This is a genomic window from Leptothrix cholodnii SP-6 (assembly GCF_000019785.1).
In the GTDB taxonomy this organism is placed as follows: Bacteria; Pseudomonadota; Gammaproteobacteria; order Burkholderiales; family Burkholderiaceae_C; genus Sphaerotilus; species Sphaerotilus cholodnii.
In genome coordinates, this window is record NC_010524.1 from 4,327,620 (window position 1) to 4,343,408 (window position 15,789).

General features: G+C 64.3%; 9 protein-coding genes and 1 tRNA gene. 5 read left to right on the top strand and 5 right to left on the bottom strand.

The window, feature by feature from the left end; genetic code table 11:
• Positions 1-44 precede the first annotated feature (44 nt).
• On the bottom strand, positions 45-965 hold the full coding sequence (locus tag LCHO_RS19205; RefSeq protein WP_012348861.1) for a LysR substrate-binding domain-containing protein: 921 nt from the start codon (positions 963-965) through the stop codon (positions 45-47).
• 233 nt (positions 966-1,198) lie between these two features.
• Here LCHO_RS19205 and rpsL point away from each other — a divergent pair, with 233 nt between their 5' ends.
• From rpsL to rpsJ, 5 genes are all read left to right on the top strand, one after another.
• Positions 1,199-1,576, top strand: a complete 378-nt coding sequence (gene rpsL, locus LCHO_RS19210; protein ID WP_012348862.1) for a 30S ribosomal protein S12 — start codon at positions 1,199-1,201, stop codon at positions 1,574-1,576.
• 162 nt (positions 1,577-1,738) lie between these two features.
• Entirely contained in the window at positions 1,739-2,209 is a 471-nt protein-coding gene (gene rpsG / locus LCHO_RS19215) for a 30S ribosomal protein S7 (protein ID WP_012348863.1), read from the top strand.
• A gap of 84 nt (positions 2,210-2,293) precedes the next feature.
• Positions 2,294-4,396 carry an elongation factor G gene (gene fusA, locus LCHO_RS19220; protein WP_012348864.1) on the top strand — a complete coding sequence of 701 codons (2,103 nt, stop codon included), beginning with the start codon at positions 2,294-2,296 and terminating at the stop codon, positions 4,394-4,396.
• A gap of 208 nt (positions 4,397-4,604) precedes the next feature.
• A complete protein-coding gene (gene tuf / locus LCHO_RS19225; protein WP_012348865.1) occupies positions 4,605-5,795 on the top strand; it encodes an elongation factor Tu in 1,191 nt (396 codons plus the stop codon).
• 80 nt (positions 5,796-5,875) lie between these two features.
• Positions 5,876-6,187, top strand: coding sequence for a 30S ribosomal protein S10 (rpsJ, locus tag LCHO_RS19230; RefSeq protein WP_012348866.1), 312 nt, complete (start codon positions 5,876-5,878; stop codon positions 6,185-6,187).
• Between the two features lie 242 nt (positions 6,188-6,429).
• Here the strand turns inward: rpsJ and LCHO_RS19235 are convergent.
• The 4 genes from LCHO_RS19235 to rplL form a co-directional block, all read right to left on the bottom strand.
• Positions 6,430-6,506, bottom strand: a tRNA-Met gene (locus tag LCHO_RS19235).
• 193 nt (positions 6,507-6,699) lie between these two features.
• Positions 6,700-10,923, bottom strand: coding sequence for a DNA-directed RNA polymerase subunit beta' (gene rpoC / locus LCHO_RS19240; RefSeq protein ID WP_012348867.1), 4,224 nt, complete (start codon positions 10,921-10,923; stop codon positions 6,700-6,702).
• A gap of 12 nt (positions 10,924-10,935) precedes the next feature.
• A complete protein-coding gene (rpoB, locus tag LCHO_RS19245; protein WP_012348868.1) occupies positions 10,936-15,063 on the bottom strand; it encodes a DNA-directed RNA polymerase subunit beta in 4,128 nt (1,375 codons plus the stop codon).
• A gap of 340 nt (positions 15,064-15,403) precedes the next feature.
• A complete protein-coding gene (gene rplL / locus LCHO_RS19250; protein ID WP_012348869.1) occupies positions 15,404-15,778 on the bottom strand; it encodes a 50S ribosomal protein L7/L12 in 375 nt (124 codons plus the stop codon).
• Positions 15,779-15,789: the final 11 nt, after the last annotated feature.

A 15,789-nucleotide genomic window follows, 5' to 3' on the forward strand; every position in this document is an offset into this window, starting at 1 on the left:
CCGCGATGCTAGCGAGTGGGGAGGCGGCGTACCGCGAAATATCTTCAGGCCGCGGCGGAAAGCGCTTCGCGGCCACGCGCCGCCGCATCGGCACAGACACCGGCGAGCCAGCTCGAGAAGTCGAGCGCGGCCGGGTTGGCGGTCTGGACGAGCTGGAAATACTGCGACGCGGGCGTCGCCGTCACCTTGAGCACCGGGCGCAGGGTGCCGCTGTCGAGCCAGTGCCGGGCCAGCGACGGCCGCGCCAGCGCGATGCCCTGGCCGCAGACGGCGGCTTCGAGCGTCAGGCCCAGGTCGACCAGCCTCGGTCCGGTCGAAGGCTCGGGCCAGTCGAGCCCGGCGGCGCGCAACCACGGCGACCAGGGCTCGACCGGCGTGCGCAGCAGCGCAAAACGCGCCAGATCGGCCGGCTCGGCCGGCAGGCCGCAGCGCGCCAGCAGGCCGGGGCTGGCGAGCGGCACCACGCAGTCGTGCATCAACGGCGCGGCACCGAACGCGGCGGCATCGCCGTGGCGGATCTCGACGTCGGCCTCGGCGGAGCCGGCGTGCTCCAGGAACGGGATCGACAGCACCACCTCCAGCTCGACCTGCGGGTGCGCGGCGGTGTACTGCTCCAGCGCCGGCACCAGGATCAGGCGGGCGAAGGTGGGCGGCGCGCTGACCCGCAGCTTCTGCATGCGCTGGCGCGCGCGCTGATGCAGGGGCACGGTGGCCAGCAGGCCGAGCGCGGCGCGCACCTGCGCGAGATACTCCTTGCCGTGTGCCGTCAAGGCCAGCGCGCGCGCGCCACGCACCAGCAGGGCCGCGCCGAGCAGGTCCTCGAGCGTGACGATGCGCTTGCTGACGGCACTGGCGGTGATGGCCAGCTCGTCGGCAGCGCGCTCGTAGCTGCCCAGCCGCGCGACGGCATCGAACGCCCTCAAGGCATCGATCGACGGAAAGCGCAGGTCGGAGGGCGTGGACATCGCGACAACTCTAGTTCAAGCCGAAGGACAAAGGCGCACGTTGCCTCTTTTGGGAGCACCAAGCTATACTTGCGGGCTTTCGACCGTCAGCGTCGGAGCCTGGGTCTGCTTCAGACAGTGCCTGCGGAGGTTTCCAAGCCTCACGCAGGCTTTGTTGCTTGCACCACCCGGTTCGCGCCGATGATCCGGCGGCGAAAACGATCAACGTAACTTCAAACGGGAACAAGTTACCCATGCCAACCATCAACCAGCTCGTGCGCCAAGGCCGTGAGGTCGAGGTCACGAAATCCAAGTCGCCTGCGATGCAGAACTGCCCGCAGCGCCGCGGTGTCTGCACCCGCGTGTACACCACGACCCCGAAGAAGCCGAACTCGGCGCTTCGCAAGGTCGCCAAGGTGCGCCTGACCAACGGTTTCGAGGTCATCTCGTACATCGGCGGCGAAGGCCACAACCTGCAGGAACACAGTGTCGTGCTCGTGCGCGGCGGCCGTGTCAAGGACTTGCCGGGTGTGCGTTACCACATCGTGCGCGGTTCGCTCGACCTGCAAGGCGTCAAGGATCGCAAGCAGTCGCGCTCCAAGTACGGCTCGAAGCGCCCGAAGAAGGCCTGATCACAGGTCACGTCTTCGTCACCCGGCGCGGTCAGACTGCGCGGTGTCGAAGCAGCGGCCACCACAACCGTGGTGGGCGAGTAAGTGGGTTGTTGTATTTGCCGACATCCCAGGCTGCAGGCCTGAAGCCAGCCGCCAACTGAAGCATCGAAAGGAATTGATATGCCACGTCGTCGCGAAGTCCCCAAACGGGAGATCCTGCCTGATCCGAAATTCGGTTCGGTCGATCTGTCCAAGTTCATGAACGTCATCATGGAATCGGGCAAGAAGGCTGTTGCCGAGCGCATCATCTACGGCGCCCTCGAGCAGGTCGAGAAGAAGGCCGGCAAGGATCCGATGGAAATCTTCCTGACCGCGCTGAACAACGTCAAGCCGATGGTCGAAGTGAAGTCACGCCGCGTCGGTGGTGCGAACTACCAAGTTCCCGTGGAAGTTCGCCCCATCCGCCGGATGGCTCTGGCCATGCGCTGGCTGAAGGAATCGGCCCGCAAGCGCAGCGAGAAGTCCATGGCCCAGCGCCTGGCCAACGAGCTGATGGAAGCCTGCGAAGGCCGTGGCGGCGCGATGAAGAAGCGCGACGAAGTGCACCGCATGGCTGAAGCCAACAAGGCGTTCTCGCACTTCCGTTTCTGATCCGGTCCACCCGACCTTGACCCCTGACTGCCCCGTTCGGTCCGATCGACCGCCTGGGGCATTCTTTGTATTTGGAGTGACATCATGGCTCGCCAGACCCCCATCGAGCGGTACCGGAACATCGGTATCTCGGCTCACATCGACGCCGGCAAAACCACCACCACCGAGCGCATCCTGTATTACACGGGTGTGAACCACAAGATCGGTGAAGTCCACGATGGCGCCGCCACGATGGACTGGATGGAGCAGGAGCAAGAGCGCGGCATCACCATCACGTCGGCCGCGACGACCTGCTTCTGGAAGGGCATGGACCGCTCGCTGCCGGAACACCGTTTCAACATCATCGACACCCCCGGGCACGTCGACTTCACGATCGAAGTCGAGCGTTCGATGCGCGTGCTCGACGGTGCCTGCATGGTCTATTGCGCCGTCGGCGGCGTGCAGCCGCAGTCGGAAACCGTCTGGCGCCAGGCCAACAAGTACAAGGTGCCCCGCCTCGCGTTCGTCAACAAGATGGACCGCACCGGCGCGAACTTCTTCAAGGTCGTCGACCAGATGAAGACCCGCCTGCGCGCCAATCCGGTGCCGGTGGTGGTGCCGATCGGCGCCGAAGACAGCTTCACCGGCGTGGTCGACCTGCTGAAGATGAAGGCCATCATCTGGGACGAAGCTTCCCAGGGCATGAAGTTCAGCTACGAAGACATCCCGGCCGGCCTCGAAGGCGTGGCCCAGGAATGGCGCGAGAAGATGGTCGAGGCCGCGGCCGAAGCCAGCGAAGAGCTGATGAACAAGTACCTCGAGACGGGCGACCTGACCGAGGACGAGATCAAGCTCGCGCTGCGCACCCGCACCATCGCCTGCGAGATCCAGCCGATGCTGTGCGGCACCGCGTTCAAGAACAAGGGCGTGCAGCGCATGCTCGACGCCGTGATCGACTACCTGCCGTCGCCGGTGGACATCCCCCCGGTCACCGGCACCGACGACGACGATCAGCCGATCAGCCGCCGCGCCGACGACAAGGAGAAGTTCTCCGCCCTGGCGTTCAAGCTGATGACCGACCCGTTCGTTGGCCAGCTGACCTTCGTGCGCGTCTATTCGGGCGTGCTGCAGTCGGGTTCGAGCGTCTACAACCCGATCCGCGGCAAGAAGGAGCGCATCGGCCGGATCCTGCAGATGCACGCCAACCAGCGTGAAGAAATCAAGGAGATCCTGGCCGGCGACATCGCCGCCTGCGTGGGCCTGAAGGAAGTCACCACGGGCGAGACCCTGTGCGACATCGACTCGCCGATCACGCTGGTGAAGATGATCTTCCCGGAGCCGGTGATCTCGCAGGCTGTCGAGCCCAAGACCAAGGCCGACCAGGAAAAGATGGGCATCGCGCTGGGCCGTCTGGCTGCCGAAGATCCGTCGTTCCGCGTGCGCACCGACGAAGAATCGGGCCAGACCATCATTTCCGGCATGGGCGAGCTGCACCTGGAAATCATCGTCGACCGCATGAAGCGCGAGTTCGGCGTGGAAGCCAACGTCGGCAAGCCGCAGGTGGCGTATCGCGAAACGATCCGTGACCTGGTCAAGGACGTCGAAGGCAAGTTCGTGCGCCAGTCGGGCGGCAAGGGCCAGTACGGTCACGTCGTGCTGACCGTCGAGCCGCAGGAGCCGGGCGCCGGCTTCCAGTTCGTCGACGCCATCAAGGGCGGCGTCGTGCCCCGCGAGTTCATCCCCGCGGTGGAAAAGGGCCTGATCGACACGCTGCCCAACGGCGTGCTGGCCGGTTTCCCGGTGGTCGACGTCAAGGTCACGCTGACCTTCGGTTCGTACCATGAAGTCGACTCGAACGAAAACGCCTTCAAGATGGCGGCGTCGATGGGCTTCAAGGACGGCATGCGCAAGGCCAAGCCGGTGATCCTCGAGCCGATGATGGCCGTGGAAGTCGAGACCCCGGAAGACTACGCCGGCACGGTGATGGGCGACCTGTCCAGCCGCCGCGGCATGGTCCAGGGCATGGACGACATGGTCGGTGGCGGCAAGGTCATCAAGGCCGAAGTCCCGCTGTCGGAAATGTTCGGCTACTCGACCTCGCTGCGCTCGGCCACGCAAGGCCGCGCCACGTACACGATGGAGTTCAAGCACTACAGCGAAGCTCCGAAGAACGTGGCCGACGCGATCATCACCGCTCGCGGCAAGTAAGGCCCACCCCCGAGCGGCTCACGCCGCTCCCCCTCGAGGGGGCCAGGCCAGTGGACTGGCAAAGCCGGATCCACGGCCTGCGCCGGGTCGGTTGGGACATCTATCGGTCTTCGATGCCTCGGATCACGAGGTTGGCCAGCTGCCCGTGGCAGGCCAGATCCGGAGACCTTAAACCGACACGGGCATTGCTCTTTTTTGGAGATTCGAGATGGCTAAGGAAAAGTTTGAGCGGACCAAGCCGCACGTCAACGTCGGCACGATCGGTCACGTGGACCACGGCAAGACGACGCTGACGGCGGCGATCACGACCGTGCTGGCAGCCAAGTTCGGCGGCTCGGCCAAGGCGTACGACCAGATCGACGCAGCGCCCGAAGAGAAGGCACGCGGCATCACCATCAACACCGCGCACGTCGAGTACGAAACGGCCAACCGCCATTACGCACACGTCGACTGCCCGGGTCACGCCGACTACGTCAAGAACATGATCACCGGCGCCGCCCAGATGGACGGCGCGATCCTGGTGTGCTCGGCCGCCGACGGCCCGATGCCCCAGACCCGCGAGCACATCCTGCTGGCGCGTCAGGTCGGTGTGCCGTACATCATCGTGTTCCTGAACAAGTGCGACATGGTCGACGACGCCGAGCTGCTCGAGCTGGTCGAAATGGAAGTGCGCGAGCTGCTCGACAAGTACGAGTTCCCGGGTGACGACACCCCGATCGTGCACGGCAGCGCCAAGCTCGCCCTCGAAGGCGACAAGGGCCCGCTGGGCGAGCAGGCCATCATGAAGCTGGCCGATGCGCTCGACAGCTACATCCCCACGCCCGAGCGCGCGGTCGACGGCGCCTTCCTGATGCCGGTCGAAGACGTGTTCTCGATCTCGGGTCGCGGCACCGTGGTGACCGGCCGTATCGAGCGCGGCATCATCAAGGTCGGCGAAGCCATCGAGATCGTCGGCATCAGCGCCACGCAGAACACCACCTGCACCGGCGTCGAGATGTTCCGCAAGCTGCTCGACCAAGGTCAGGCGGGCGACAACGTCGGCATCCTGCTGCGCGGCACCAAGCGCGAAGACGTGCAGCGCGGCCAAGTGCTGTGCAAGCCGGGCAGCGTCAAGCCGCACACCCACTTCACGGGCGAGATCTACGTGCTGAGCAAGGAAGAAGGCGGCCGCCACACGCCGTTCTTCAACAACTACCGCCCGCAGTTCTACTTCCGCACCACCGACGTCACCGGCGCCATCGAGCTGCCCAAGGACAAGGAAATGGTCATGCCCGGTGACAACGTGTCGATCACGGTCAAGCTGATCGCCCCGATCGCCATGGAAGAAGGCCTGCGTTTCGCCATCCGCGAAGGCGGCCGTACCGTCGGCGCCGGCGTCGTGGCCAAGATCATCGCGTAAGTGTGAACCTTGCGGGCGCCCTGGCGCCCGCATCCGTTCGCGCAGCCCTCGGGCTGCACTCCGCTCTTTAAGGAATGACCATGCAAAAGCAAAAGATCCGCATCCGTCTGAAGGCCTTCGATTACAAGCTGATCGACCAGTCGGCTCAGGAAATCGTCGAGACCGCCAAGCGCACGGGTGCGATCGTCAAGGGCCCCGTGCCCCTGCCGACCCGCATGCAGCGTTTCGACATCCTGCGTTCGCCGCACGTCAACAAGACCAGCCGCGACCAGTTTGAAATGCGCACCCACCAGCGCCTGATGGACATCGTCGATCCGACCGACAAGACGGTTGACGCCCTGATGAAGCTCGACCTGCCCGCAGGCGTGGACGTCGAAATCAAGCTGCAATAAGCAGCCGCTGCCAACGCAGCACATCAACCCCCTGAGCCAGCGCAACGCGGTGGCTCAGGGGGTTTTTTCTTGCCTGGTCGGGCTTGGGCCTTGATGTTGGTCTTGGTCCAAAAGCACCGCAAACGCACACCGCCAAGCCCGCGCCGCCTGAAACGGCGCGATATCAAGCAAAAACCCGAGCAGAAAACAAAAAAGCCAACCGGCTGGTTGGCTTTTTACGGACCTGAAGTCCTTGAATACCTTGGTTGCGGAGGCAGGATTTGAACCTGCGACCTTTGGGTTATGAGCCCAACGAGCTACCAGACTGCTCCACTCCGCGACTGAGAAAGATATTATGACAAGGATTCGAACCTGGCGCAAGCGTTATCTGACAAATAATTCAAGGAGCCGCCTGGTGCCCTGAACCGATCCGCCACGGGTTCACGAGGGCGAAAAAAGGCCCGCCAAGGCGGGCCTTCAGACTGGCATCTACACGCGTCTCGGCAAGCGCCGTGACGCACGTGTGTGGCGCCTTACTCCGCCGCGTTCCCCGCGGAGTCAGCCATGTCGGCATCCACGGCAGCCAGCGCTTCCTGCGCCTCCTGCATGGCGATCAGGCGACGCTCGTTGTCGTCGAGCTCGTCCTTGGCCTTGCGCGCCTGGTGATACGCCATGCCGGTACCAGCCGGGATCAGACGGCCGACGATGACGTTTTCCTTCAGACCACGCAGCTCGTCGCGCTTGCCCATGATGGCCGCCTCGGTGAGCACCCGGGTCGTTTCCTGGAAGGAAGCCGCCGAGATGAACGAGTCGGTCGACAAAGAGGCCTTGGTGATGCCCAGCAGCACGTCGGAGTAGGTGGCCGGCAGCTTGTCCTGCGCGCGCAGCTTGTCGTTGGTGCCGAACAGCTCGGACCGCTCGACCTGCTCGCCCAGGATGTAGTGCGAATCGCCCGGGTTGGTGATCTGCACGCGGCGCAGCATCTGGCGAACGATCACCTCGATGTGCTTGTCGTTGATCTTCACGCCCTGCAGGCGATAGACGTCCTGCACTTCGTCGACGATGTAGCGCGCCAGTTCCTCGACCCCCAGCAGACGCAGGATGTCCTGCGGATCGGCCGGGCCGTCGATGATCGACTCGCCCTTGTTGACCACCTGGCCTTCGTGCACCACGATGTTCTTTTCCTTGGGCACCAGCTCTTCGTAGACCTTGCCTTCCGGATCGGTGATCTGCAGCCGGACCTTGCCCTTGGTCTCCTTGCCGAACGACACCGTGCCGGTGACCTCGGCCAGGATGCCCTTGTCCTTGGGCGTGCGGGCCTCGAACAGCTCGGCCACCCGCGGCAGACCGCCGGTGATGTCACGCGTCTTCTGGCCTTCGACCGGGATACGCGCCAGCACTTCGCCAGGCATCACGTCCTGGCCGTCGCGCACCTGGATCAGCGCGCCGATCGGGAAGCCGATCGTCACCGAGTGGTCGGTACCGGGGATCTTGACTTCCTGGCCGTTGACGTCGAGCAGCTTGACCTGCGGACGCACCACCTTGGCCGAACCGCGGCGCTTCGGGTCGATGACCACCAGCGTCGACAGGCCGGTCACTTCGTCGACCTGCTTGGCCACGGTCACGCCTTCTTCGACGTTCTCGAAGCGGGTATGGCCGGCGAACTCGGTGATGATCGGACGCGTCAGCGGATCCCAGTTGCCCAGGATCGTGCCGGCCTTGAGGGTCTGGTCGGGCTTGACGTTCAGGATCGCGCCGTACGGCACCTTGTGACGCTCACGCTCGCGGCCGTGCGGGTCGGTGATGATGATCTCGCCGGAACGCGAAATCACCACCAGCTCGCCCTTGGCGTTGGTGACGTAGCGCATCGTGCTGTTGAAGCCGATGATGCCGTCGCTCTTGGCGTCGACGCTCGAGGCCACCGCTGCGCGCGAAGCCGCGCCGCCGATGTGGAAGGTCCGCATCGTCAGCTGCGTGCCCGGCTCGCCGATCGACTGGGCGGCGATCACGCCGACCGCCTCGCCCTGGTTGACCAGGCCGCCACGGCCGAGGTCACGGCCGTAGCACTTGGCGCAGATGCCGAAACGCGTGTCGCAGGTCAGCGAGGTGCGGACCTTGACTTCGTCGACGCCTGCCGCCTCGAGCACTTCCATCGTGTCCTCGTCGAGCATCTTGCCGGCGAGCACGAGCACTTCCTGCGTCTCGGGGTGCGTGACGTCGATCGCGGTGACACGGCCGAGGATGCGGTCGCGCAGCGATTCGATCACTTCGCCACCTTCGACCAGCGCACGCATCGCCATGCCGTTGTCGGTGCCGCAGTCGTCCTCGATCACGACCAGGTCCTGCGTCACGTCGACCAGGCGACGCGTCAGGTAACCCGAGTTCGCGGTCTTCAGCGCCGTGTCCGCCAGGCCCTTGCGGGCGCCGTGGGTGGAGATGAAGTACTGCAGAACGTTCAGGCCTTCGCGGAAGTTCGCCGTGATCGGCGTCTCGATGATCGAGCCGTCCGGCTTGGCCATCAGGCCGCGCATGCCGGCGAGCTGGCGGATCTGGGCGGCAGAACCCCGCGCGCCCGAGTCGGCCATCATGTAGATCGAGTTGAACGACTCCTGGTCCACTTCCTTGCCGTTGCGGTCGATGACCTTCTGCTTGGACAGCTGGCTCATCATGACCTTGCCGACCTCGTCGCCGGTCTTGCCCCAGATGTCGACCACCTTGTTGTAGCGCTCGCCGGCCGTCACCAGACCCGAGACGTACTGCTGCTCGATCTCCTTGACCTCGTTCTCGGCCCGCTCGATCAGCATCTGCTTCTGCTTGGGCACCAGCATGTCGTCGATCGCGATCGAGATGCCGGCACGCGTGGCGAGACGGAAGCCGCTCTGCAGCAGCTTGTCGGCGAACACCACCGTGGCCTTCAGGCCGCACTTGCGGAAGGCGGTGTTGATCAGGCGCGAGATCTCCTTCTTCTTCAGCGCCTTGTTCATCACGCTGAACGGCAGGCCCTTGGGCAGGATCTCCGACAGCAGCGCACGGCCGACCGTGGTGTGGATCAGGCTGGTGTGCGGCTCGAAGTTGTCGCTGCCGTCTTCAGGGCGCAGCCATTCGGTCAGGCGCACGCTGATCCTGGCGGTGATCTCGACCACCTTGTTGTCGAGTGCGCGCTGCACTTCGACCACGTCGGAGAAGATCATGCCTTCGCCGAGACCGTTGGTGCGCTCGCGGGTCGCGTAGTACAGACCCAGCACCACGTCCTGCGACGGCACGATCGACGGCTCGCCCGAAGCCGGGAACAGCACGTTGTTCGACGCCAGCATCAGCGTGCGGGCTTCCATCTGCGCCTCGATCGACAGCGGCACGTGCACGGCCATCTGGTCGCCGTCGAAGTCGGCGTTGAAGGCCGAGCAGACCAGCGGATGCAGCTGGATCGCCTTGCCTTCGATCAGCACCGGCTCGAAGGCCTGGATGCCCAGGCGGTGCAGGGTCGGTGCGCGGTTGAGCATCACCGGGTGTTCCTTGATCACTTCCTCAAGGATGTCCCACACCACCGGCGTGCCGGATTCGACTTCCTTCTTGGCCTGCTTGATGGTGGACGCGATGCCCATCGCCTCGAGGCGCGAGAAGATGAAGGGCTTGAACAGCTCCAGCGCCATCAGCTTGGGCAGGCCGCACTGGTGCAGCTTGAGGTACGGGCCCACGGTGATGACCGAACGGCCCGAGTAGTCGACGCGCTTGCCCAGCAAGTTCTGGCGGAAGCGGCCGCTCTTGCCCTTGATCATGTCGGCCAGCGACTTCAGCGCACGCTTGTTGGCACCGGTCATCGCCTTGCCGCGACGGCCGTTGTCGAGCAGCGAGTCGACCGCCTCCTGCAGCATGCGCTTCTCGTTGCGCACGATGATCTCGGGCGCCTTCAGCTCGAGCAGCCGCGCCAGGCGGTTGTTGCGGTTGATGACGCGGCGATACAGGTCGTTCAGGTCGGAGGTCGCGAAACGACCGCCGTCCAGCGGCACCAGCGGGCGCAGGTCCGGCGGCAGCACCGGCAGCACGTCCATGACCATCCAGTTGGGCTTGATGCCCGACTTCTTGAAGGCTTCCATCACCTTCAGGCGCTTGGAATTCTTCTTGACCTTCAGCTCGCTGCCGGTCATGTCGTTGCGCAGCTTGTCGATCTCGGTGTCGAGATCCATCTCCTGCAGCAGCTGCTTGATGCCTTCGGCGCCCATCAGTGCGACGAACTCGTCGCCGAATTCGCGCTTCTTGGTGTCGTAGTCGTCCTCGGTCATGATGCTGAACTTCTTCAGCGGAGTCATGCCCGGGTCGGTCACCACGTACGCTTCGAAGTACAGCACCCGCTCGATGTCGCGCAGCGTCATGTCGAGCACCAGGCCCAGACGCGACGGCAGCGACTTCAGGAACCAGATGTGCGCGCACGGCGCCGCCAGGTCGATGTGACCCATGCGGTCACGGCGAACCTTGGTCTGCGTGACTTCGACGCCGCACTTCTCGCAGATCACGCCGCGGTGCTTGAGGCGCTTGTACTTGCCGCACAGGCACTCGTAGTCCTTGATCGGGCCGAAGATCTTGGCGCAGAACAGGCCGTCACGTTCGGGCTTGAAGGTCCGGTAGTTGATGGTCTCGGGCTTCTTCACCTCGCCGAACGACCACGAACGGATCTTCTCCGGGCTGGCAAGCCCGATCTTGATCGCGTCGAAATGTTCATCCGGGGTGAACTGCTTGAAAAGGTCGAGTAGTCCCTTCATGCATCTTCTCCTTTAGTTGCGCTCGAGCTCGATGTCGATACCGAGCGAGCGAATTTCCTTGACCAGCACATTGAACGATTCGGGCATGCCCGCGTCGATCGAATGTTCACCCTTGACGATGCTTTCGTAGACCTTGGTACGGCCGTTGACGTCATCGGACTTCACCGTGAGCATCTCCTGCAGCACATAGGCCGCGCCGTACGCTTCAAGTGCCCACACTTCCATTTCACCGAAGCGCTGACCACCGAACTGCGCCTTGCCGCCCAGCGGCTGCTGGGTGACGAGCGAGTACGGGCCGGTCGAGCGGGCGTGCATCTTGTCGTCGACCAGGTGGTGCAGTTTCAGCACGTGCATGTAGCCGACCGTGACCGGGCGCTCGAACTGCTCGCCGGTGCGGCCGTCGCACAGCCAGGCCTGCGTGCGCGTGGGCGTCAGGCCCTTGCGTGCGGCGATGTCGTCCGGGTACGCCAGCTTGAGCATGCCGCGGATCTCTTCTTCCTTGGCACCGTCGAACACCGGCGTGGCGAACGGCACGCCGTTGGACAGGTTGCCGGCCATCTCGATGACGTCCTCGTCGCTCAGGTCATCCAGCGATTCGGACTTGCCGCCCGACTGGTTGTAGAGCTCGTCGAAGAACTTGCGCAGCTCGGCCACGCGGGCCTCGCCTTGCAGCATGTCGCCGATGCGCTGGCCGATGCCCTTGCCGGCCCAGCCGAGGTGGACTTCCAGCACCTGACCCACGTTCATCCGCGAAGGCACGCCCAGCGGGTTGAGCACGATGTCGGCGGGGGTACCGTCGGCCATGTACGGCATGTCCTCGATCGGGGTGATCTTGGAGACCACGCCCTTGTTGCCGTGACGGCCGGCCATCTTGTCGCCCGGCTGCAGGCGGCGCTTGACGGCCAGGTACACCTTGACCATCTTCAGCACGCCGGCCGGCAGTTCATCGCCCTGCGTGAGCTTCTTGCGCTTTTCTTCGAAGGCCAGGTCGAAGCTGTGACGCGTCTGCTCGAGCGAGTTCTTGATCGACTCGAGCTGGTTGGCGGCTTCGTCTTCGGCCGGACGGATGTCGAACCAGTGGTACTTCTCGACGTCGGTCAGGTAGGCCTTGTCGATCACCGTGCCCTTGGCGATCTTGCGCGGGCCGCCGTTGGCGATCTTGCCGGTCAGCAGCTTCTCGATCCGGTCGAACGCGTCGGCTTCGACGATGCGCAGCTGGTCGTTCAGGTCGAGGCGGAAGCGCTTGAGCTCGTCGTCGATGATCTGCTGGGCGCGCTTGTCGCGGGTGATGCCTTCACGGGTGAAGACCTGCACGTCGATGACGGTGCCGCTCGTGCCTTGATCCACGCGCAGCGAGGTGTCCTTCACGTCCGAGGCCTTCTCGCCGAAGATCGCGCGCAGCAGCTTCTCTTCCGGCGTCAGCGTGGTCTCGCCCTTGGGCGTGACCTTGCCGACCAGCACGTCGCCCGGGTTCACCTCGGCACCGACGTAGACGATGCCCGACTCGTCCAGACGCGACAGCTGCGCCTCCGACAGGTTCGGGATGTCGCGGGTGATGTCCTCGGGGCCCAGCTTGGTGTCACGCGCCATCACCACCAGTTCCTCGATGTGGATCGAGGTGTAGCGGTCTTCGGCCACCACGCGTTCGGAGATCAGGATCGAGTCTTCGAAGTTGTAGCCGTTCCACGGCATGAACGCGACCAGCATGTTCTGGCCCAGCGCCAGTTCACCCAGGTCGGTCGACGCACCGTCGGCGATCACGTCGCCGGCACCGACCAGGTGACCGCGGCTGACGATCGGACGCTGGTGGATGTTGGTGTTCTGGTTCGAACGGTGGTACTTGATCAGGTTGTAGATGTCGACGCCGACTTCACCGGCCACCGTCTCGGCGTCGTTGACGCGGATCACGATGCGGTTGGTGTCGATGTAGTCGACGATGCCGCCGCGGCGCGCCGTCACCACCGTGCCCGAGTCGACCGCGGCCACGCGCTCGACACCGGTACCGACCAGCGCCTTTTCAGGGCGCAGGACCGGCACGGCCTGACGCTGCATGTTGGCGCCCATCAGCGCGCGGTTCGCGTCGTCGTGCTCCAGGAACGGCACCAGCGACGCCGCCACCGACACGATCTGCGTCGGCGCCACGTCCATGTACTGGATGCGCTCGGGCTGCGTCAGCACCGAGTCGCCCTTTTCACGTGCCGAGACCAGCTCGTCGGTCAGGCGGCTGTCGGCGTCGAGCGAGGCATTGGCCTGCGCGATCACGTACTTGCCTTCTTCGATCGCCGACAGGTAGTCGATCTGCGTCGTCGCGATGCCGTCCTTGACCCGGCGATACGGCGTCTCGAGGAAGCCGTAGTCGTTCAGGCGGGCGAACAGCGCCAGCGAGTTGATCAGGCCGATGTTCGGGCCTTCCGGCGTCTCGATCGGGCAGACGCGGCCGTAGTGGGTCGGGTGCACGTCGCGCACCTCGAAGCCGGCGCGCTCGCGGGTCAGGCCGCCCGGGCCCAGTGCCGAGACACGACGCTTGTGCGTGATCTCCGACAGCGGGTTGGTCTGGTCCATGAACTGCGACAGCTGCGACGCACCGAAGAACTCCTTGAGCGCCGCGGAAATCGGCTTGGAGTTGATCAGGTCGTGCGGCATCAGGGACTCGGTCTCGGCCTGGCCGAGGCGTTCCTTGACAGCCTTCTCGATCCGCGCCAGGCCCGAGCGGTACTGGTTTTCGGCCAGTTCGCCCACGCAACGCACGCGGCGGTTGCCGAGGTGGTCGATGTCGTCGACTTCGCCGTTGCCGTTGCGCAGGTCGACCAGGATCTTGACGACATCGAGGATGTCGTCGTTGGCCAGCGTCATCGCGCCTTCGGAAGCCTCGCGGCCCACGCGGGCGTTGAACTTCATGCGGCCCACGCGCGACAGGTCGTAGGTGTCGGCGTTGTAGAACAGCCGATGGAACAGCGCCTCGACGGCGTCTTCGGTCGGCGGCTCGCCGGGGCGCATCATGCGGTAGATGGCCACGCGCGCGGCGAGCTGGTCGGCGGTTTCATCCGACGCCAGCGTCTGGCTGATGAAGGCGCCCTGGTTCAGCTCATTGGTGTACAGGCACTGCAGATCCTTGATGCCGGCACTGCGCAGCTTCTTGAGCAGCAGCTCGGTCAGCTCGTCATTGGCCTTGGCAACGATCTCGCCGGTGTCGGCGTCGACCATGTTGCGCGCCACGACACGGCCGACCAGGAAGTCTTCCGGCACGCTGATGTACTGCGTGCCCGAGGCGTCCAGCGAGCGGATGTGCTTGGCGGTGATGCGCTTGTCCTTCTCGACGACGACGTTGCCGTTCTTGTCGGTGATGTCGAAGCGGGCCACCTCGCCCTTGATGCGCTCGGCGACGAACTCCATCTGGGCGCCGGTGTCCATCAGGCGGAAATTGTCGAACTTGAAGAAGTGCGCCAGGATCTGCTCAGGGTTCAGGCCGATCGCCTTGAGCAGGATCGTCACCGGCATCTTGCGGCGGCGGTCGACGCGGAAGAACAGGATGTCCTTCGGGTCGAACTCGAAGTCCAGCCACGATCCGCGGTACGGAATGATCCGCGCCGAGAACAGCAGCTTGCCCGAGCTGTGAGTCTTGCCCTTGTCGTGCTCGAAGAACACGCCCGGCGAGCGGTGCAGCTGCGAGACGATGACGCGCTCGGTGCCGTTGACGATGAAGGAGCCGTAGTCGGTCATCAAGGGCACTTCGCCCATGTAGACCTCCTGCTCCTTGATCTCCTTGACCACCTTCGACTGCGAGGTCGAGGCCTCGCGGTCATAGACGATCATCTGCAGCTTGGCGCGCACGGCGGCGGCAAAGGTCAGGCCGCGCTGCTGGCATTCGCGCACGTCGAACGGCGGTTTGGCGATGTTGAATTCGATGAACTTCATCTCCACGAACCCGTTGTGCGAAACAATCGGGAACGCCGAGATGAAAGCCGCTTGCAGGCCTTCAGGCTTGCGCTGTTTGGGCGGGACGTCCTTTTGCAGGAAGGCAACGTAGCTGTCCTTCTGCATCGTCAGCAGATAGGGCACGTTGAGCACACTTGCGCGCTTGCCGAAACTCTTGCGAATGCGCTTGCGCTCGGTATAGCTGTAGGGGGAAGCTTTCGCCATCAATCACTCCGTGTCGAACACCACCGTCGGGCCAGGACAGTGCATCGTTCGGCGACTGGCATTGGCGGGCTGACGTCACACAGGACGGCCCGATGCTTGGTGGCTGGCCACTACCAGCCGCTGGCGGACAACCAAGGCATTGCACCTCGGCCCGACCAAACCCGTTCTCTGCAGTCGGTTCAGAGAACACTTGGAAAAGACCGCGAGCCTAGCTGCACGGACTTTTACAGGTGGTCTCCAAGGTCAAGCAGCGGTGCTGCCGACCTTGAAACACCAAAAGGCCGGCCCCACAGGGCCAGCCTTGCAAGCAACTCGAATGCGCACGAAGCGCATCCGTTGATTACTTGATCTCTGCCTTGGCGCCGGCTTCCAGCAGCTTCTTGAGGGCAGCTTCGGCGTCGGCCTTGGCGATGCCTTCCTTGACGTTCTTCGGAGCGCCGTCGACCAGGTCCTTGGCTTCCTTCAGGCCCAGGCCCGTCAGTTCGCGCACGGCCTTGATGACCGAAACCTTCTGAGCGCCGGCGTCGAGCAGCACGACGTTGAATTCGGTCTTCTCTTCGACCACGGCGGCGGCAGCGCCAGCACCGGCGCCCGGGGCGGCCATTGCAGCGGCGGACACGCCGAACTTCTCTTCGATGGCCTTGACCAGGTCATTGAGTTCCAGGACGGTCATGCTGTCCAGGGCGGTCAGGAAAGCGTCTTTGTCGAATGCCATTTTGGGTTCCT